The sequence below is a fragment of the Anabaena sp. AL93 genome, assembly GCF_001672085.1.
Taxonomy (GTDB): domain Bacteria; phylum Cyanobacteriota; class Cyanobacteriia; order Cyanobacteriales; family Nostocaceae; genus Dolichospermum; species Dolichospermum heterosporum.
In genome coordinates this window covers 1-19,542 of sequence record NZ_LJOU01000066.1, presented here as the reverse complement: position 1 = coordinate 19,542, position 19,542 = coordinate 1, and the positions used below count along the sequence as shown (strand labels likewise).

16 protein-coding genes and 2 pseudogenes are annotated in these 19,542 nt (G+C 37.6%); 6 read left to right on the top strand and 12 right to left on the bottom strand.

The genetic code is table 11. The features are described 5' to 3' along the window. Positions 1-52: 52 nt before the first annotated feature. Positions 53-1,984 carry an MFS transporter gene (locus AN486_RS17215; protein ID WP_290601771.1) on the top strand — a complete coding sequence of 644 codons (1,932 nt, stop codon included), beginning with the start codon at positions 53-55 and terminating at the stop codon, positions 1,982-1,984. A gap of 32 nt (positions 1,985-2,016) precedes the next feature. Here AN486_RS17215 and AN486_RS17210 read toward each other — a convergent pair whose 3' ends face one another. Continuing rightward, complete coding sequence (locus AN486_RS17210; RefSeq protein WP_168635452.1) at positions 2,017-2,706, bottom strand: TMEM175 family protein; 690 nt, start codon at positions 2,704-2,706, stop codon at positions 2,017-2,019. Positions 2,707-2,985: 279 nt separating this feature from the next. Further along, positions 2,986-4,605: an RluA family pseudouridine synthase gene (locus tag AN486_RS17205; RefSeq protein WP_168635451.1), complete on the bottom strand. Its 1,620-nt coding sequence runs from the start codon at positions 4,603-4,605 to the stop codon at positions 2,986-2,988. A gap of 80 nt (positions 4,606-4,685) precedes the next feature. Between AN486_RS17205 and AN486_RS17200 the strand changes: the two genes are divergently transcribed. Further along, complete coding sequence (locus AN486_RS17200; protein ID WP_290601770.1) at positions 4,686-5,504, top strand: GUN4 domain-containing protein; 819 nt, start codon at positions 4,686-4,688, stop codon at positions 5,502-5,504. A gap of 328 nt (positions 5,505-5,832) precedes the next feature. Here AN486_RS17200 and AN486_RS17195 read toward each other — a convergent pair whose 3' ends face one another. From AN486_RS17195 to bchL, 8 genes and pseudogenes are all read right to left on the bottom strand, one after another. After that, positions 5,833-6,021: a hypothetical protein gene (locus tag AN486_RS17195; protein WP_027400728.1), complete on the bottom strand. Its 189-nt coding sequence runs from the start codon at positions 6,019-6,021 to the stop codon at positions 5,833-5,835. Positions 6,022-6,318: 297 nt separating this feature from the next. After that, positions 6,319-6,978 (bottom strand): helicase-related protein, encoded by a 660-nt coding sequence (locus AN486_RS17190; protein ID WP_290601769.1) that lies wholly within the window; start codon positions 6,976-6,978, stop codon positions 6,319-6,321. Positions 6,979-7,167: 189 nt separating this feature from the next. Further along, on the bottom strand, positions 7,168-7,770 hold the full coding sequence (locus AN486_RS17185) for a hypothetical protein (protein WP_053539102.1): 603 nt from the start codon (positions 7,768-7,770) through the stop codon (positions 7,168-7,170). A 175-nt stretch (positions 7,771-7,945) separates the two neighbouring features. Continuing rightward, positions 7,946-8,251, bottom strand: a pseudogene (locus tag AN486_RS17180) (hypothetical protein); the annotation flags it as partial. Positions 8,252-8,284: 33 nt separating this feature from the next. Then, a complete protein-coding gene (locus AN486_RS17175) occupies positions 8,285-8,758 on the bottom strand; it encodes a DUF29 domain-containing protein (RefSeq protein ID WP_053539103.1) in 474 nt (157 codons plus the stop codon). Positions 8,759-8,886: 128 nt separating this feature from the next. Further along, a complete protein-coding gene (locus AN486_RS17170; RefSeq protein ID WP_053539104.1) occupies positions 8,887-10,290 on the bottom strand; it encodes a ferredoxin:protochlorophyllide reductase (ATP-dependent) subunit N in 1,404 nt (467 codons plus the stop codon). Positions 10,291-10,442: 152 nt separating this feature from the next. Continuing rightward, positions 10,443-11,249 (bottom strand): DUF5331 domain-containing protein, encoded by an 807-nt coding sequence (locus tag AN486_RS17165; protein ID WP_168635449.1) that lies wholly within the window; start codon positions 11,247-11,249, stop codon positions 10,443-10,445. 26 nt (positions 11,250-11,275) lie between these two features. Continuing rightward, a complete protein-coding gene (gene bchL, locus AN486_RS17160) occupies positions 11,276-12,142 on the bottom strand; it encodes a ferredoxin:protochlorophyllide reductase (ATP-dependent) iron-sulfur ATP-binding protein (RefSeq protein ID WP_039203628.1) in 867 nt (288 codons plus the stop codon). 632 nt (positions 12,143-12,774) lie between these two features. On the opposite strand from bchL, the gene AN486_RS17155 reads away from it, so the two are divergent. Further along, positions 12,775-13,023: a TIGR02450 family Trp-rich protein gene (locus tag AN486_RS17155; RefSeq protein WP_027400712.1), complete on the top strand. Its 249-nt coding sequence runs from the start codon at positions 12,775-12,777 to the stop codon at positions 13,021-13,023. A 184-nt stretch (positions 13,024-13,207) separates the two neighbouring features. On the opposite strand, the pseudogene AN486_RS17150 reads toward AN486_RS17155, so the two are convergent. Together AN486_RS17150 and AN486_RS17145 are read right to left on the bottom strand one after the other, a co-directional pair. Next, a pseudogene (locus AN486_RS17150) lies at positions 13,208-14,344 on the bottom strand (ATP-binding protein); the annotation flags it as partial. 188 nt (positions 14,345-14,532) lie between these two features. Beyond that, positions 14,533-14,769, bottom strand: a complete 237-nt coding sequence (locus AN486_RS17145) for a hypothetical protein (RefSeq protein WP_027400711.1) — start codon at positions 14,767-14,769, stop codon at positions 14,533-14,535. Between the two features lie 323 nt (positions 14,770-15,092). On the opposite strand from AN486_RS17145, the gene lepA reads away from it, so the two are divergent. The 3 genes from lepA to AN486_RS17130 all read left to right on the top strand — a co-directional run bounded on the left by lepA (position 15,093) and on the right by AN486_RS17130 (position 19,151). Next, the gene (lepA, locus tag AN486_RS17140) at positions 15,093-16,904 is read left to right on the top strand and encodes a translation elongation factor 4 (RefSeq protein WP_053539107.1); all 1,812 of its coding nucleotides are present in this window, start codon (positions 15,093-15,095) and stop codon (positions 16,902-16,904) included. Positions 16,905-17,011: 107 nt separating this feature from the next. Beyond that, positions 17,012-18,298, top strand: coding sequence for an FAD-binding oxidoreductase (locus AN486_RS17135; RefSeq protein ID WP_290601763.1), 1,287 nt, complete (start codon positions 17,012-17,014; stop codon positions 18,296-18,298). Between the two features lie 61 nt (positions 18,299-18,359). Further along, positions 18,360-19,151 (top strand): 4Fe-4S dicluster domain-containing protein, encoded by a 792-nt coding sequence (locus tag AN486_RS17130; RefSeq protein WP_290601762.1) that lies wholly within the window; start codon positions 18,360-18,362, stop codon positions 19,149-19,151. Positions 19,152-19,542: the final 391 nt, after the last annotated feature.

Below are 19,542 nucleotides of genomic sequence, written 5' to 3'. Positions count from 1 at the left end.
TAATTTTTGCGTAAGTCCTGTTTGTATAAATTTTCTGAATGAGAATGAGTAGATGCTGCGATCGCCCTTATATTTCCCTAACTTTCGTTGGCTGTGGTTAGGGCAAACTTTAATCTTGTCTGCTGCTAAATTTTGGATGGTTTCGTTAACATGGTTGGTACTCCAGAAAACAGCTTCAGGATTGGCTGTTGGTACTGTATTAGTGGCGGCGGCAATTCCACGAGCCTTGTTTATGTTGGTAGGTGGTGCAATCAGTGATCGTTGGTCACCTCGAAATGTCGCTATCATTGGAGGTCTGATTAATACTGTTTTAATTGGAATTGCTACTGTTTTGCTAATATTAGATGGTTTTAATCTCATTGTTTTCATTGTAATTGCTGTTTTATTTGGATTGTTTGAGGCTATTTTATACCCAGCGATTCTTGCCCTCTTGCCTCAATTGGTAAGAAAATCACAATTAGCAGAAGCTAACGCTTGGATACAGGGCAGTGAACAGTTTACCGAAGTCATCGGACCTGCTGGTGCGGGTTTTATGATTGGTGCGTTTGGATTAACCATTGCTTTTGCAATCAATACACTCATATTTGCCTTTGGTAGTTTGTTCATATACCTAGTGCGGACTCGTCGCCGTCAACCTCTGGCAACTGAACCAGAGAAACAAGCTTTAACAGGTGAGATTATTTTAGGTTTAAAATATGCCTGGACACAGCCTGCTATCAGAATAAGTTTGCTACTTTTAGCAATGATTAATTTTGCAATGTTAGGTCCGATTATCATCGGCGTTGCAGCCTTAGTTAATGTAAAGTTTGGAGCTAATGCCACAACATTTGGTTATCTACAATCCGCTTACGGTATAGGTGCATTACTTGGTGTCTTAGTTGCCAGTCAAATGGGTGCAATTAAGAGTCTCAAAACCCCTCTTGTTTTACTGTGCTATGGTCTGGGTGCGGGACTAATAGCATTAGGATTTGTCCAGGACTTTTGGATAGCATCGGGAATAATTGCCTTGATGGGGATAGGAGGTGGTACTGTCACTGTACTGGGCATGACTTGGCTGCAACAAAATACAGCCTCAAATATGCAGGGACGAATGATGGGACTGACAATGTTCGCTGCGGTAGCTCTTGATCCCTTCTCTCAAGGTGTTTCTGGAGTGTTAGTAGAATTCAGTTTGACGGGATTATTTGTAGCAGCTGGAGTCACAATGTTCCTCACTGCCATAGCTTCGTCAATCGGCCGCACTCATACAATTAAATCAGTTACTACTGATTCTTCATTCCCTGTTTCCGAACCTGTAATTTCAGTGCGTAACCTGAATCATTATTTTGGATCAGGTATGCTACGTAAACAAGTATTATTTGACATTAATTTGGATATTCAACCTGGTGAAATTGTGATTATGACTGGACCTTCCGGTTCAGGTAAAACTACCCTTTTGACTTTAATGGGTGGTTTGCGTTCTGCTCAAGAAGGTAGTTTGAAAATTTTAGGACAGGAAATATGTGGAGCAAATAAACAACAGTTAACTAAATTGCGCCGTCAAATAGGTTATATTTTTCAGGCGCACAACCTGATGACCTTTTTAACTACCCAAGAAAATGTGCGGATGTCCTTGGAATTGCATGATGAATATCTAAATCATGATATCAACAAGAAAGCGATCGCCATGCTAGAATCTGTTGGTTTGGGAGATCGTATCAGTTACTACCCCGAAAATCTTTCTGGTGGACAAAAACAACGGGTGGCTATCGCTCGTGCTTTAGTTAGCCAGCCTAAAATTGTCTTAGCTGATGAACCTACCGCTGCACTTGATAAAAAATCTGGCCGCGATGTTGTGGAATTGATGCAGAAACTTGCTAAAGAACAAGGCTGTACTATTTTGCTTGTTACCCACGATAACCGCATTTTGGATATTGCTGACCGTATTATTTATATGGAAGACGGTCAGCTTAAAGATGTCAATATTAAGGCGAAGATACAGTAAACGAAGTATATTTAGTATTTGGGGATGATTAGCTACTCCTTGTCCTGATATTTTTCATAATTATTGTCAGCCTGTTGATTATTTTTGACAGCACCCTTGCTAAATATCTTCTCTGTCCAGAGATAAGGAATTGGTAATAAAAACCAGACATATTCCCACCAACCTTGATCGATAATAGCAACTCCTATTGTTAATAAGGAAAACATCGGCTCTATCAAGATTTTCCATCTTGTAGAAATAATAATTTCACTATTTAGATCATCGGCAATTAGTCGGTGTTTATAAGTCGCATAATTCCAGTTAATAAATGATATCAATCCAATGAATGCAGTATTGACGCTAAAGCATATTTTCACAAGAGCATTTTCTGGAAAATAAATAACTAGGGTGTCAGAGTAAGGAATCAGAAGTATTCCCATCAGATCAAGTAAATAGAGTGAGATATGAATTGTATCTGCTTGTTTGTAATATTTAAATTGCTTGATATGTTCTAGCCAGTAGAAACCAACAGTCACAAATGCGATCGCGTAGCTAGTGAGTGGTTTTATTTGAGCTAGTAAAAATGCCACAATTTCTGAGTCTGTGGGCTGTTGCAGATTTTCAGGAAAATCAAGAGCTAAGAAGCACTCTGCCATTGCCAGTGCGAATATAATATCAGCTATTCTCTGAAGGTGGACAATAGGCTCTTTCTGATCAGAATTATTGTTTTTATCTTCATTCATTAGTCATATCCAAAAGTGCAGGCTACTTTTAATTTGTACGTTGGGTCAAAGTAAACTTACGGTGGAAAATAAAATTCAAATAACAAGAATTTCGGCATAACAGCTATCGTTTCTATATCGAACGCTCGTTATATTAAATAATATAATAAACCTAAAGTGTTTGTCAAGATATTTTTGCAAATTCAGATATCCTGCTGATTGCTCCGCGAACGCTCACGTTTCACAACCTAACCTACAAATTAAGGCTTTTTCCACTTTTTCAGCAAGCCCTAATTATAATTAAAATGGTGTTTTTACCTGTAAGTGGAAGATTTTTTCTACATGAGGATGCTGAAACCTCAACTCTCTCGCGTGCAGATATAATCTATCAGTATCACTATGATAACCATAGAGTTTATCCCCCAAAATTGCCATTCCCAGTCCTCTTGTATCAGCAGCATGAACCCGTAATTGATGAGTCCGTCCAGTCAAAGGCACAAATTCAACACGGGTATAATCTCCTTCTCTGTTCATAACGCGGAAGTGAGTTAAACTAGGTTTACCTCGTGATAAATCCACTTCTTGATAAGGACGATGATCAGGATTTCCCCATAAAGGTAAATTAATTTCACCTTCATTAATAGCTAGAGAACCTGTCAGCAAAGCTTCATAAACTTTAGATACTTGTCTTTTTTGGAATTGTTTACTTATTTGAGAATAAGTAACTGGATCTTTAGCTATTAAGAGAATCCCGGAAGTATCTTGATCTAAACGATGTACCGCGATTATTTCTTGATTATATAGATGACGTAAACGACTGATTACACTATCTTGATTATGAAAATAACGACCAGGAACAGATAATAGTCCTGATGATTTATTCACAGCAATTAGCCATTCATCTTCATAAATTATTTCTACTTGATTTGGCTTTAATCCTGATAGCAAAAATCCCATTAATGGCTGACATCTTTCCAAACAAGCGCCATAAAATTCTCCCTGTATTTTATCCTCTACAGTAGAATTACCCCACCAAAATTCAGCCATTGCTAAAGGTTTTAGTTGATGAGTAGCTGCATAATGTAATAATTTAGGAGCGCAACATTCTCCTGTGCCAGTTGGTGTTCCTGTTGGTAATAATTGCTGTAGAGATAAAGATTGTCCTTGAAAATTAGTTAAGCTATAAGCAGCGTGCATTTCTGTTTGTAAATGTCGGGATAGTTGTTTACGCTGTTGTTTTAGTACGGCAATTTTCTGATCTGCTGATGTTATAATTTTCTGTAAAGGTTGTAAAATTTCATTTTGACGACGTTTAAGATGGCGACGTTCAATTCCTTGTAGACGACTTTCTGTTTCCAATTGTTCCAGCGCAATTTTCAGAGATTCATCCGTGAGAGTTTGCCAAAATTCTTGACGTTGTGTCTGTCGTTGTAGTTTGCTACGATAATGGTGTAAACTAAGAGCCTGTAACTGTTGAGTATATTCAGCAGATAGAGTTTTATATTCTTCTCTTTCTGAAAGTTTCTCAAGGCTAATAATTTCTTGTTTAATGGCTTCTAACTTGGCTAAGGTCTGAGTTTCTAATAAAACCACTTCTTCCCTACCAGGAATTGGTGAAACCCAACCTTTAAGCATACTATTACCATTTAATAAACCGGAAAATGCTTTAATAACTCTTGGTTCACCATTGGGTAATTCAACCAACAAAATACCATACATTTTTCCCTCCTGGGAATAAAGATGATTTTGCTCAAGTTGTTGCATCAGATTATTAGCTATAGCTTCCGCTAAAGGGGTACGGGGTAATCTGAGTATTTCCCCTGTTTGGGGGCATTTTCCTTCATAGTAATAGTTAGGCTGTGCCGAAGTAATGATCAAATTAGATGAGATAAAATCTGAAAGCGGATGCAGGTAAATCATAAAATATATAGAGTATGATCAAATATTTGATAGTTAATAAATTTTTGTTGAAGTTGCTTGTTTTAATTTGCAAGCTTTTTTTGTTATGGACGTTAGTATATTTTACAATACCTCTAATTATTCTCACACCAGAAATTATTAATAATCCCGTTGGGAATTTTATCCTCACTTTGGTATTTTTGTGTTTACCATTTTTCCTCATATATCTATTTGTAGATGAGGATATGAAAAAAATTTCCCATTTACTGGCTATACTAACAAACAATCAACGCTATTACCAAAAAATTCATCAATTTATTGCTTATATAACTAGATATTTGATATTAATTATAATATGCTTCATGCCATTTTTATCTTTTTTTTCATCCTATCAAATTCAAAATTTGATTTATTGGCATCCTCAGCATAGACAAGAGAATTATACTCAATTGAGTCAATATTTACAAGCTAAAAATTGGGAAGATGCTGCGAAAGAAACACAATCAGTAATGTTGAAAATTACTAATAGAGAAAATAATAATTGGTTAAGTACCAGAGCTATTGAAACTTTTCCTTGTGAAGCTTTACAGAATATAGACAATTTGTGGTTAGATGCTAGTGAAAATAGATTTGGTTTTAGTGTCCAAACTAAAATTTGGAACCAAGAAAATAATGGTCAAATCAATTTTAATTATAAAATAGATCAGAAATTTCGTCAAAAAGTAGGATGGAACCCAGAAAATATAACCCATATAGAATCTCATTTCCAATTATCCACAGATACCCCCATAGGATATTTACCCAAACCTGTAGGAACGTCTTTGGGAAAAGCCTGTGTGGGAAATTTAGATAGGCTTTGGTTTGGACAAGCAGTAGGCTGTTATCACAAGATATTTATTCGCATGAATGATTGTAAATAAAATAAATGCTATATTTGGGGTAGGGAACAAACCAAGAATACAGATATCTTTGTTTGTTCTCAAAATTTTAAATTAGTTTTGCTCAGATAATTATTGAATTCAGATTGTGTTAAAATAACTATTTTTCGGAACTTCACTAAATGCGTAATCCACAAAAGAACCACATTAAAATTGATCCAGCCACCCTGGTTCTAATTGGGTCTGCTTTGATACTATTACCACTACTACTCGCTGGCTTTTTGGGGTAATTATCTATCCACAAAATTAAAAGTTGGTTATTTCCATTAACTGAAAATAACCATCAACTAGGAGTTTTTTTTCGTAACATTTAAATATCAACATTGATATTTTCTATCTGTCTAGCTGCTTTATCCCACAGTTTTGCAGATTCTTCATCATTCCAGTGAGTTCTCAGATTTTCCGCTTTTTTATGGCATATTCGCTCTAGCATCTCTAAAATTGCCGCTAGTGTCAACTGATCAACTAATCCCTCTAAAATACTCATGTATTCTTTCATAACAGATACCCCCTTTAATTTCTACTGAAAACTGAAAGAACCCTCCCTACCTTCTGTGTTAAAAAACGACACAAGAATTAGAAATTCTCGTCAATTAGTTCTGACTTTTATATTATCAACCCAATGATTTATAGAGGATGCAACTCTTCTTAATTCTCTACATTTGCGGTTACGTAGGTTGTGTTCAGCAAAGTAATATAATAGCTGAGGTATTTCCAGAAATATTGCCTTAAAACCCAAAAAATGAGATGCTTAAGGTGTATAAAACTGGAAATTGGGTTTATTCTTCAGATAAATCTATAAGTTTTGTGTCATCTGCAAAAACTCCGCAAACAAAGGTTCTCCAAAATTCATTAATCTCAGAGAAGGTATTTCATCAAACATATCTGGGTAAAAAGTAATCATGTATTCCCGGTTTTTATAGGTAAGTAGCCACGTTTTTTCGTCTTTTAGCTGAAAAATCACCCCAGTAGATTTTAAAATTGTTGATGTGGTAAATAAATGTTCAATGGTTTCTGGTGTAAAAGGAGTAGGTGGAATAGGCTTTTGAATTTCCGCTAAATCAGCATCTAAATCCATTGTCACCATTGCTTCAATTCCTGGACGGAGAGGTGCGTTTAATACCGAGTCAAACTCAGACATTAATACATCCTCTTCTTCTGGATCTGCACTCATCGCAGCTTGTTCAATGAAAGTGGGAACTTTAGCTAAAATGGGTTGGAGATTACCAACAACTGTAGCAAAGGCGTTAATGCGATCGCGCAATTTTCTATAAACTTTTGCTTCTACAGTGCCATCATAATAAAAATTGTGAATGCGGACAGTTTCATACCTTTGTCCAATTCTATCAATTCTGCCAATTCTTTGTTCCACACGCATGGGATTCCAGGGCATATCATAATTGATTAATACCCCACAATTTTGCAAGTTTAACCCTTCTGACGCAGATTCACCCACATCCTCAAAATCCTTTAATCCTGATTCTCACAAATAAACCCATCCTGTACATCCTCTAATCCTGGAAATCCTGATTCAGACAAAAAAATATCAAACACAAACCCACATCCTCAAAATCCTTTAATCCTGATTCTCACAAATAAACCCATCCTGTACATCCTCTAATCCTGGAAATCCTGATTCAGACAATTATTCCTGCTTAATTGCACTGATTAAAATTCCTAAAATCTTTTTTACATCCTTGATATAATATTCAGTTAAATCAATAGAAACTACTTTATCTTCTAACTTCAAAAACTGCCAAATAGTACCGATAGTTACAGCACCATAAACAATTTTAATCTGATTTTGTTTCTGTTCATTAAATAATTGAGCAGCCAACATTTCAGCTATACATTGAGCCAAACCGGATTTCAAGTTTTCATTTTTACTTTCTACCAATGTAATTACAGGTGCGCGGACAAAAAGCTGTTCTTTAGAAAGACTAATCAGAAAATCGCAAAAACCATTTAACCCTTGTTGATTATCTACATTAAAATCCACCCCAGAAAATAAACTGATTTCATTATTTAACTTTCTTCTTACTTCCAGTAAAATTGGACTAATTATCATCTCAGAACGGGCTTTTTCTGTATTAATTGAAACAGCTAAATCAACATTTTCCTTGAGGATTGTTCTTAGTAAATCACTAGATTCTTCCTCTGGAACATCTCCAAATAATCCTGATACTTCGTTTAATGTCAATTCAAATTTTTGGATAATTTCACTTAATTTAAAATCACTGTAAGCCATCTTTATTACCTTTAATTAATTAAGTAGGTGAACACAATAAAACCAAACTGTGTAAAGAAACGTGAAATCGCCCAAACCCTCTTCACTCTTGCCTCTTGCCTCTTGCCTTTTGCCTTGCCATAACGACAATTTTCAACGCCAACCTACTTACACCACAGTCAACAGTTAACAAACCTCAATCTCCTAATAATACCCTAATCGCTTTTAAAGCTTGACTACGCTTCCCATTACTAATCTTAGCAAACCAGTAATGGGATTCCTCATAACTCATTGCTTTGATACCTTGGGCAATATTAGCAATTCTTTCAGGTTTAGAAAGTGGTTGAATCGTCTGAAATAACAAAGCTAAATTTATACCCGTTTCCTCAGTTAAAACATAAGGACTTTGGCGATTATGACTTAATGTTTTTGGGTCATAATTATTGGCTTTCAAACAATCATAAATCGCCTGTTTTACCTGAATTAAAGCATTACCCTGCAATGACTGTAAATATTTTTGTCCAATTACTTAGTATTATAACATATCTCCATAAAAATCCTCATCTAGTAACTGTTCTAAACTAAAAGGTAAATCAAGAGGATATTCTGATTCATCTGGTTTTCTCACTCCCAATTTTGCATTTTTACTTTCTTTAATTGCCAGTTTTCTAGCATCAGCATAAGCTATAGAAATTACTTCATGCAGATAATTTTTAAAAGAAGGATTTTCTTGTAAATCTTTTTTAATTCTAAAACGATGTTCAGTAATAGAACTGTACCAACTTCCTTTCATCATTTCAGGAGCATCAGCTTGAACAGTTAACTTGAGTAAGTGAGCAATTAAAATTGTTAAATTACTCAAGAAAGACCGTTTTTCCGATTTACCCATATCATCCAGTTCTAATAATAAATGTTCCCAATCAACATCATGAAAATGTTTTTCTTTGATTTGTGTAATGATAGTTTCTCTCCAAAGATTAAAATCTTGTTCATATAGTTGATGGTTCATATAGCTCTATCCACTAAATCAAAAGCATAACTTACCAATTATAACATTTCTCCTCTCTTTGCGTCTCTGCGTGAAAAAAAGGACGAACTAAAAAGCTCGTCCTAAAATTGCCGAATAAAACGCAAAATCTAAACCTGCGCTTCCTCTCTTACCAACTTATCCCAACCCAAATCCTTCAAATTATTATTCCTTCTTAAAGGACGAGTTACCAACTCCAAAACATCACGCGCATTACCAAAACCGTGAATTTGTGCAAAAGTAAATTCCACAGACCACTTAGTATTAATACCCCGTGCTTCCAATGGATTAGCATGAGCCATACCAGTAATTACCAAATCTGGTTTTAACTCATAAATGCGTTGAACTTGATTGTAATTATCCGGCTTTTCAACAATTGTTGGTAAAGGTGAACCCATTTCCTGACAAGTTTTTTCTAACAAAGCTAATTCAGCAGCTTGATAGCGTTTATCCATGTAAGGAATGCCGATTTCTTGAACAGTCATACCACAACGCACCAAGAACCGCGCTAAGGAAATTTCTAATAAATTATCACCCATGAAAAACACAGATTTACCGCGAATTAATTGCACGTATTCTTCTAAGTTTTCCCAAATCTGCGCTTCTCTTTCATCTAAACCCTGGGGAGTAATTCCCAATACAGAACAGATTTTTTCAATCCAAGCGCGAGTACCATCAGGACCAATGGGGAATGGTGCGCCAATGAGTTTACACTTGCGACGACGCATTAAAGTTGTAGCAGTGCGGCTGAGGAAAGGATTGACACCAGCGACATAATACCCTTCTTCAATCACAGGTAATTCTGTAAACCGTTTTGCCGGTAGCCACCCAGAAACTTTGATACCTTGTTTTTTCAGTTCCAAGGTTAATTGGGTGACAACTGGGTCAGGTAAAGAACCAAACAGCACCAAAGGTGTATGATTTACATACTCAGATTCATCTTGAGCGATGTCTTCTTTTTTCTTACCAAAATTCATCAGCTTCTGAATGGCGTTACGCTCGCCTTTTTCAGTTTCCGATACTGGAGACTTTTCAGGACAACGATGAGCCATAGCGGCTAACACAGTGTCTTCTCCTTGGGTAAATGCGTAGTCGAGTCCGTTAGCACGGGCGACAACAATGGGAATACCTAAATCTGCTTCTAATTTAGGTGCTAAACCTTCCAAATCGGTTTTAATAATTTCGGTTGTGCAAGTACCAATCCAGACAATTACACTAGGATTGCGATCGCGTTTAATTTGTTCACACAAACGTTTTAATTCTTCATAATCATTCAACTGTGCCGAAATATCCCCCTCTTCCAACTCAGCCATAGCATAGCGAGGTTCAGCAAAAATCATCACCCCCATAGCATTTTGGAGGAAGTAACCGCAGGTTTTCGTGCCAATTACCAAAAAGAAACTATCTTCAATTTTCTGATATAACCAAGCCACACAGCTAATAGGACAAAAAGTGTGATAATTTCCGGTTTCACATTCAAAATTTAAAGCTTCAGGCTGTTGAGCAACAGTCATATTAATATTCTCCCTTTAATTTTTTTTAACTTGGAAAGTAGATGGTTGGTGATTGGTGATTGGTGATTGATGATTGGGTTATTCATTTCCCCCTACTTTCTTCCCTGTCACCTGTCACCTGTCACCTGTCACCTAAATTCTGCTTTCAACAATTAATTGTTAGGGAAGAGACGAGCCATTTCTGATTCATTAAAAACTTCAGATGGTAGTTCTTCCAAATTGTCGTCACCATTATGCAGCGAAGTTTCATCACCCCAGATGTCTGAAACTACATTATCAAATCCATTTTCTTCAGATGTATTTAGTTCATCCAAAGAATTATCTTCAGATAGATTCAGTCCACTAAAAGCATTTTCGGTCATTTCCCCAAAAGCATTATCAGGTATCTCTCCAAAAGCGTCTTCATCACTTAAAGACATCGGATTAAAGGAGGTATGACCAAAATCACCCATTGCTTCTAATCTGGATGATGCTTCTGAGTGATGGGAAACACCTTCATCGGATAAAGAAATACCACCAAAACCTTCATGATCTCTATCTATAGCGCAAGTGGCTTGCGTCTCGGTTCCCAAATTATTCAGATTGATCCCAGTGACTGAGAAAGATTCTGATTCAGGCATATCTGCCACCACAGCCGACGAACGAGAGTACATTTCCGGTTCTACTGTGGGGCTGAGACGATTACCAAGGGCAATATCAGGGTCAAAATGCAAATCCAGAACTTCAATTAAAATATCCGCATCTGGATTCAGTTTGGCAAAGGGGAACATTAGCTGGGCTAATTTTGGTTCTAGAGCATTGATGACTCCCAGGATGAGGTAAGAAGACGGACGCTTGCCGCCATCGGGGGTATAAACTGATTCAACTGTCATTTGAAGCGTAATCCATTCACGATTGGCTTGAAAGAATTGCAGCCACTTTTGTTTGATCGAATCGGTAAAACTATCAAAGAAAGCCATAAGTCCATCCTGAGAGGTAAAATGTTTTATACAATCATCAAGTCTAATTCCTCTTCAGCATTTGTGGCTTTAACTTTTACTGGATTGAGATAAAAATCTGACAATAGAGAAAAAAGTTCACGATCAGGAGAGTCGTTGGGAACGACACCTTCGGGTTGAGCGAGAATTTGATCAGCAATATTCAGGTAGTAGTCGCAAACGTAGCTTAGAGAAGGATCTGACTCTGCCATTTCAAATAAAGTTTTGCCTTTGACGCGGGAAACGCGGATATCTTCAATTAAAGGTAATACCTCTAAAACAGGCATAGGCACGGCTTCTATATATTTATCAATTAAATCCCGCTTGGAGGTACGATTACCGATTAATCCCGCTAAACGCAAGGGGTGAGTCCGAGCTTTTTCCCGAACGGAAGCAGCAATCCGGTTGGCTGCAAATAGAGCATCAAAACCATTATCTGTAACAATTAGGCAATAATCTGCATAATTTAACGGTGCGGCAAAGCCACCACAAACAACGTCACCAAGGACATCAAATAAAATTACATCGTATTCATCAAAAGCATTAAGTTCTTTTAATAATTTGACTGTTTCTCCAACTACATAGCCACCACAACCGGCACCGGCTGGAGGTCCACCTGCTTCAACACAATCAACACCGCCATAACCTTTGTAAATTACATCCTCTGGCCAAACATCTTCGTAGTGATAATCTTTTTCTTGCAAGGTATCAATAATGGTGGGAATCAAAAACCCAGTCAGGGTAAAGGTGCTGTCATGTTTGGGATCACAGCCAATTTGTAAGACCTTTTTACCTCGTTTAGCCAGAGCTACAGAGATATTACAACTGGTTGTAGATTTGCCGATTCCACCTTTTCCGTAAACTGCTAGTTTCATTGTTGTACCTCTCTTATAGTTTCTTTACAAACTCTTAGCTCAAACATTTGCCTGTATCTACATTGATTCGGGGATGTGTGAGGTGCTTGAGTGTCATTATTGTGCAAATTCTCTGGAAAGGAAAGGGGACCAGAATCTGAAAGATGCTGATATCAGCTATTTAAGTGATTAAATACTTTATTTATAAACTATTAAGCCATTTATTAGTCTTAAAGAACTAAAAATTCTATTTTTTAAAGTTTTAATCTTTTGTTTTTATAAAAATAGTTTCAAAAGACAAAAAAAATCCATATACAAAAATCTATTTATTCCATAATATTTGCTTACTCTTGTAACCCTTGACGATATTGCTGGTATTTACGGTGTGTGCAGCCAGAAAAGTATTGTCAACGGTCGGTTGAAAATAAAGGTGAGATTTGGGGATCAGGTAAATCGGGTGTTCTGATTCAGGCGTAAAATTGGCAATAAAGAAATTTTATGAGCGATCGCTTCCCTTTTTGTTACCATTGTTCCTGGATTAGTAAATATTTATTAAATTATAAAATATCTGATATAAAACTTTACAGGGAACAGGGAATAGGGAACAGGGAACAGGGAAGATAAGCAAGTTCTTAACCATTGACAACGAACAAATGACTAAAAAACAAAAATTTCCTTACTTGCTGGGTTCTAAATGGACTGCACAAAAAAAAGTTGATGGTTGGCGACATTTTCAGGTTGTTAACCGCAAAAATCAGGGCAAATGGGTATATGCGGAAATGGTAGCAGCTTGTGATCCTCAAGTACGCTTTTGGTTAAATGCTAAATTATTACAAGATAATTCCCAATGGTACGCCGGTTGGCAGACTCTACAAGAAATAAACTCTATCGAAAACCATTAATTCCCTCTTGCCTCTTGCCTCTTGCCTCTTGCCTCTTGCCTCTTGCCTCTTGCCTCTTGCCTCTTGCCTCTTGCCTCTTGCCTCTTGCCTCTTGCCTCTTGCCTCCTGCCTCTTGCCTCTTGCCTCTTGCCTCTTCCCTCCTGCCTCTTGCCTCTTGCCTCTTGCCTCTTGCCTCTTGCCTCTTCTAAACCATCAATGGTTGTTGATACAGTGGCACAGTGAAAGTCACCGTTGAACCGAGTCCCTCACCACCCATTGCTTCTATGAGCTTTTGGGATATGGTGAGTCCTAAACCTGTACCACCATAGTGACGAGTCCGAGAACCATCAATTTGAGAAAATAATTGAAATAGCTTATCTTGCTTATCTAAGGAAACACCAATACCTGTGTCAACAACGCGAACTTTGACTGTTGTAGGGTGTTTTTTTGGTATTAAATCAGCACTGATAGTAATACTACCTTCATGGGTAAATTTAATAGCATTACCTACTAAATTTAGCATTACTTGTAATAATCTCTTATAGTTGCCTTGAACAATAATTGCATCGGAAATTGCAGGCATTTCCATGTGAAAACTAATATTTTTCACCTCCGCTTGCTGACGGGTAAAGCCTTCAACGTCATCAAATAATTCTTTGAGATTGACTGGTGAACAGTCTAATTCCATTTTACCTGCTTCAATTTTAGCAAAGTCCAAAATATCATTGAGGATATTTAACAGATGCAAAGATAATTCATGAGCTTCTAAAATAAACTCATGTTGTTCTTGAGCATCATCTGTAACTCCTTCTAAAATTAGCTTTAAGAAGCCAATCATGACATTGAGAGGAGTCCGAATTTCGTGGGAGACATTAGCCAGAAATTCGCTTTTTAAGCGAGAAACTTCTTCAGCTTTTTGTCGGGATTCTTCTAGTTCTTGATATAAAGTAGCATGAGCGATCGCTGTTCCTAACTGATCTGCCACTTCCCTGGCTAATTCTAATTCTGCTTGTGTTAGTGGATGGCATTCATCAACAAAACTAAGAGCAGCCAAACCATTAGCTTTGTCTTTGTAACAAGTCGCAACAACCAGAGATTGAGACTGTGGAGATTGGTGATTAAATGAAACTGCCATCACCACAGGCTCTAAAGTCGCTAATGCTTGAGCAAAAGCCGGCTCAGAAGATATATCTATTTCTGAGTCAAGAATAGAAATTTGCTCTGGTTGATGATACTCCGCAATTACCTGAACCTTGGGATTAGGGGGTTGATAAGGGCAAATAATACAGCGTTCTAGGTTGAGTCTTTTTCCCAAGCTATCAACTGTTTGTTGCCAAATAAGGCACTAATAGTCATTAATCGAGTTGGATAGACAAAAAGGTTCCTACCGTGCTTATACTAAAGCTAATTAAATTCTGGCATAAACTTTTACAGGTTTTACATTTTTCCAGGGTGGATTTTTGACTTTTCTGGCATTTAAGAGATTAATTTTTACATTTCTTATTATTAGCTGATACCTGTCAAGTCGGTTTAATCATTCCATTCACCACGGGGGGGAACAGGTGTTCGTAGAGGGGTACGTGTTAACTCATCATCTCTATTAAAATCACCCCGTAACCATTGACGAATAGCCACCTCAATCACCTTACTGGGATCATTAGTTAGATGTTGAATTTGCTCTATTAATTCAGAATCTAGATTAAGAGCGATTTCTGTCTTCTCAGCGCGTTTTTTATCTGCACTGTTGGGTTGTTCCTGCATATTCATGGGTTTAAATACTCTGAAATAGGTTTATTGAAACTGTTTTTCAGCAGTCATGATATTTATAATTGAGTCTATCCAATTGTAAACTGCTGAGTCATCAATACTGGGAGCTAGAAATAGATTCTAAATAATAGCGTAAGTTGTCATACAGGAGTTCAGGAGTCAGGAGTTCAGGAGAAAGAAGAAAGAAGAAAGAAGAAAATTTCTCCCCTGCCCCCTGCCTCTTCCCTCTTCCCTGTTCCCTCTTCCCTTATTACCTCAAAAAGCATTAAAATACATGGAGTAAATAGCTTTCACTTTGGTTTGCTTTAGAGCAAAGATGGTATATGACTGACGTTCCCGCAGATCGCATTCGCAACTTTTGTATTATTGCTCACATTGATCACGGGAAATCAACTCTCGCAGATCGTTTGCTACAGGCTACTGGGACTGTAGAAGATAGACAGATGAAAGAGCAGTTTCTCGATAACATGGATTTGGAACGGGAGCGCGGCATTACAATTAAGCTGCAAGCTGCCCGGATGAATTATACTGCCAAGGATGGTCAGCAGTACGTTCTCAATTTAATTGATACTCCTGGTCACGTAGACTTCTCCTATGAAGTGTCCCGTTCCCTCGTGGCTTGTGAAGGGGCATTGTTAGTTGTGGATGCGTCCCAAGGCGTAGAGGCGCAAACCCTAGCCAATGTGTATTTAGCTCTAGAGAGTAATCTAGAAATTATTCCGGTTTTAAATAAAATTGATTTACCAGGAGCAGAACCAGAGCGAGTAATTGGCGAAATTGAAGAAATTATTGGTTTAGATTGCAGTGGTGCAATTTTGGCTTCAGCAAAAGAGGGAATTGGCATTGCTGAGATTTTAGAAACAATTGTCGAACGAGTTCCCCCACCCGCTGACACTGTAAATGAAAACCTGCGAGCGCTGATTTTTGATAGTTACTATGATAGTTACCGGGGTGTAATTGTTTATTTCCGGGTCATGGATGGAACTGTCAAAAGAGGCGATCGCATCTACTTAATGGCATCCGGTAAAGAATATGTCATTGATGAACTAGGCGTACTCTCTCCCACCCAAAAGCCAGTTGAAGAACTCCATGCCGGAGAAGTAGGTTATTTAGGTGCAGCGATTAGAGCCGTAGCTGATGCCAGAGTAGGAGATACCATTACCCTATGCAAAAACAAAGCCACCGAAGCCTTACCTGGTTACGCAGAAGCCAATCCCATGGTATTTTGTGGAATGTTCCCCATAGACGCAGATCAGTTTGAAGACTTGCGGGAAGCCTTAGAAAAACTAGAACTTAATGATGCCGCATTACAGTATGAGCCAGAAACCTCCAGTGCAATGGGTTTTGGTTTCCGTTGCGGGTTTTTGGGACTACTGCACATGGAAATCGTCCAGGAACGCTTAGAGCGTGAGTATAACCTAGATTTAATCATTACCGCCCCCTCAGTGGTTTACAAAGTCGTCACCATCAAAGGGGAAGAACTGTACATTGATAATCCTAGCCGCTTACCTAACCCCAATGAGCGCGACAGAATTGAAGAACCCTACGTCAAAGTAGAAATGATTACTCCCGAAATCTACGTTGGTTCTTTAATGGAGTTGTCTCAAAACCGTCGCGGTATCTTCAAAGATATGAAATATCTCACCCAAGGACGGACCACACTCACTTATGAATTGCCTTTAGCCGAAGTTGTTACCGACTTTTTTGATCAAATGAAATCCCGTTCTCGCGGTTACGCCAGTATGGAATATCATCTGATTGGCTACCGAGAAAATCCTTTAGTAAAATTGGATATCATGATTAACGGTGATCCAGTGGATTCCCTAGCCATGATCGTTCACAGAGATAAAGCCTACAATGTCGGTAGATCAATGGCGGAAAAACTCAAAGAACTAATTCCCCGTCATCAATTCAAAGTCCCCATTCAAGCTTCCATTGGCGCAAAAGTTATCGCCAGTGAACATATCCCCGCCATGCGAAAAGATGTGTTAGCTAAATGCTACGGTGGCGACATCAGCCGCAAAAAGAAACTATTGCAGAAGCAAGCCAAAGGAAAAAAACGCATGAAAGCTATAGGTACAGTAGATGTACCCCAGGAAGCTTTTATGGCTGTATTGCGGCTAGATAAAGGCTAATTGTCACGTAGGGGTGGGGTTTCCCCGCCCTAATTTTATGACTTTGTTCCTTTGTGCGAAATACAATTCATATTAAATTAATTAAGAAGGATATAAAAAATAGACTAATGAATTCAATAGCATCTACTTTAATTTCTATTCTCAGCCCTGAAACCTCCATTATATCGTGGGAAAATCTTACCCCCACCCAACAGCATCATATCCAACAAGGGATAGACTCCAAAAGCCAGCCTAGTTGTGTGATTTATCCCCATAGCCAAGCAGAATTAGCCGCAGTGATAGCGATCGCCAACAGTCATAAATGGCGCGTTCTCACTTGTGGTAGTGGTAGTAAAATCAATTGGGGTAGTTTGGCTAAAAATATTGATATTATTGTCAGTACCGAACGGATTAACCAACTCATAGAACACGCAGTTGGTGATTTAACTGTCACCGTGGAAGCAGGGATGAAATTTGCCCAGCTTCAAGAGATTTTGGCTAAACATCACCAATTTTTAGCACTTGATCCAGCTTTTCCTGATTCTGCTACCATAGGCGGTATCGTTGCTACGGCTGATACAGGTTCTCTGCGTCAGCGTTACGGTGGTGTGCGTGACCAACTTTTAGGTATAACTTTTATCCGCGCAGATGGACAAATCGCTAAAGCTGGGGGACGAGTTGTCAAAAATGTCGCTGGTTACGACTTAATGAAATTATTTACTGGGGCTTACGGTACTTTAGGAATTATCAGCCAAGTCACTTTTCGAGTTTATCCGATTCCTGAAACTTCGGGAACTGTGATATTAACTGGGAAGGCAGAAGCCATATCCCAAGCAGTGAGAACTTTACAAGGTTCGGAATTAACACCAACTCAAGCTGATTTATTATCCAGTAAATTAGTTACTAATTTAGATTTGGGGACAGGAATAGGTTTAATTGCCCGTTTTCAAAGTATTAATGAAAGTGTCCAAGAACAGTGCAAACGACTATTAGCAATTGGCGAAAAGCTGGGTTTACATGAGGTAATTTATTCAGGAAATCAGGAAGCTGATTTATGGCAACGATTACCAGAACAAATACATTCTCATGTTTCAGAATCTACGATTACCTGCAAAATAGGTTTATTACCAACTGCTGCTGTGGAAATTATCAATCAAATAGAAGTCGGTTTAATTCATATTAGTAGTGGTTTAGGTTTGGTGCGTTTAGAAAATCAAGATCAGATTTTGCCTTTGCGGAATTTATGTGCAGCAAATTCTGGTTTTTTAAGTATTTTATCTGCACCTGTTGAGTTAAAGGAAAGGTTTGATGTTTGGGGGTATACTGGTAATGGGTTGCAGGTAATGCGCCGCATTAAGGAACAGTTTGATGGGAATTTTATTTTAAGTCCTGGTCGGTTTGTGGGTGGGATTTAAGTTTTAATAAACGAACCACAGAGGCACAGAGGTCACAGAGGTTAAGAGGGGAGGAATATAAATGCAAGTTTCGGAAGGTTCGGTGAATAATAATACTGCTAGTATTAAGAATTTAAAGGGTTTTGATGGTAATTGTCCACCTGATCCTAAGTTAATTGATAGTTGTGTTCATTGTGGTTTTTGTTTGTCTACTTGTCCTAGTTATCGAGTATTAGGAAAGGAGATGGATTCACCTAGAGGACGTATCTATTTAATGGATGCTATTAATGAGGGTGAAATTGCTTTAAATACGGCTACTGTTGAACATTTTGATTCTTGTTTGGGGTGTCTAGCTTGTGTTTCTACTTGTCCTTCTGGTGTCCAGTATGATAAGTTGATTTCGGCTACTAGACATCAGGTGGAGAGGAATTATAATCGCAGTTTACCTGATAAGTTGGTTCGACAATTAATTTTTTCTCTGTTTCCTAATCCTGATCTTTTAAGAATTTTACTTTTTCCTTTATTAGTTTATCAAAAGTTAGGAATTTCTAAGGTATTACAAGCAACTGGGTTAATTAAGGCTATATCTCCCCGGTTAGCAGCTATGGAATCTATTTTACCGGAAATTACTCTTAAGTCTTTTCAGGATAATTTACCAGATATCATCCCAGCTAAGGGTGAAAAAAGATATCGCGTGGGTGTAATTTTAGGATGTGTGCAGAATTTATTAAATACTGGTGCTGATTTAATTGCTTCCCCTAACCCTGGTTGTAGTTTGCAGATTAGTAAATATTTACAAGGTAAAACTATTTCTGTGATGCACCCTATGGAATTATTAGATTATGCTATTCGGGGTGATAAGTTGGATATCTAGAAAAATATAACATCCAGATACCCGACTTCTGAGATCAATTTATAATTTATTTATACAAGATAAAAAAAGAAGTCGGGTATCTTATTTCAATTTATCCCACATTCCGCACCCTTGACTGTCACAAACGGTGATTACGGAGGTAAATTGATGAAAAATGAGTAAAAGAATACATTTATCTATAAAAAAACAAATTTTAGATAGGAAAATTGATTCAGATACATTCTCAATAAGAAGCAATAAAGAATGAGGGTGGTTTCTGGCAGAAAATATAATATAATTTTATTGTTAGTCTATCAAGACTTAATCATAACTTATATCCTTCTAGAAATAAACTTAAAAACAGCATTAAAACTTAAACTCATTAATAAAATCAATGAGTCAAATTGTATAA

What these genes read in the sequence shown, in the direction of transcription:
- AN486_RS17215 (WP_290601771.1), top strand. Translation starts at nt 53, where the DNA reads ATGCTGCGATCGCCCTTATATTTCCCTAACTTTCGTTGGCTGTGGTTA.
- AN486_RS17210 (WP_168635452.1), bottom strand. Translation starts at nt 2,706, where the DNA reads ATGAATGAAGATAAAAACAATAATTCTGATCAGAAAGAGCCTATTGTC.
- AN486_RS17205 (WP_168635451.1), bottom strand. Translation starts at nt 4,605, where the DNA reads ATGATTTACCTGCATCCGCTTTCAGATTTTATCTCATCTAATTTGATC.
- AN486_RS17195 (WP_027400728.1), bottom strand. Translation starts at nt 6,021, where the DNA reads ATGAAAGAATACATGAGTATTTTAGAGGGATTAGTTGATCAGTTGACA.
- AN486_RS17185 (WP_053539102.1), bottom strand. Translation starts at nt 7,770, where the DNA reads ATGGCTTACAGTGATTTTAAATTAAGTGAAATTATCCAAAAATTTGAA.
- AN486_RS17175 (WP_053539103.1), bottom strand. Translation starts at nt 8,758, where the DNA reads ATGAACCATCAACTATATGAACAAGATTTTAATCTTTGGAGAGAAACT.
- AN486_RS17170 (WP_053539104.1), bottom strand. Translation starts at nt 10,290, where the DNA reads ATGACTGTTGCTCAACAGCCTGAAGCTTTAAATTTTGAATGTGAAACC.
- AN486_RS17165 (WP_168635449.1), bottom strand. Translation starts at nt 11,249, where the DNA reads ATGGCTTTCTTTGATAGTTTTACCGATTCGATCAAACAAAAGTGGCTG.
- bchL (WP_039203628.1), bottom strand. Translation starts at nt 12,142, where the DNA reads ATGAAACTAGCAGTTTACGGAAAAGGTGGAATCGGCAAATCTACAACC.
- AN486_RS17155 (WP_027400712.1), top strand. Translation starts at nt 12,775, where the DNA reads ATGACTAAAAAACAAAAATTTCCTTACTTGCTGGGTTCTAAATGGACT.
- AN486_RS17145 (WP_027400711.1), bottom strand. Translation starts at nt 14,769, where the DNA reads ATGAATATGCAGGAACAACCCAACAGTGCAGATAAAAAACGCGCTGAG.
- lepA (WP_053539107.1), top strand. Translation starts at nt 15,093, where the DNA reads ATGACTGACGTTCCCGCAGATCGCATTCGCAACTTTTGTATTATTGCT.
- AN486_RS17135 (WP_290601763.1), top strand. Translation starts at nt 17,012, where the DNA reads ATGAATTCAATAGCATCTACTTTAATTTCTATTCTCAGCCCTGAAACC.
- AN486_RS17130 (WP_290601762.1), top strand. Translation starts at nt 18,360, where the DNA reads ATGCAAGTTTCGGAAGGTTCGGTGAATAATAATACTGCTAGTATTAAG.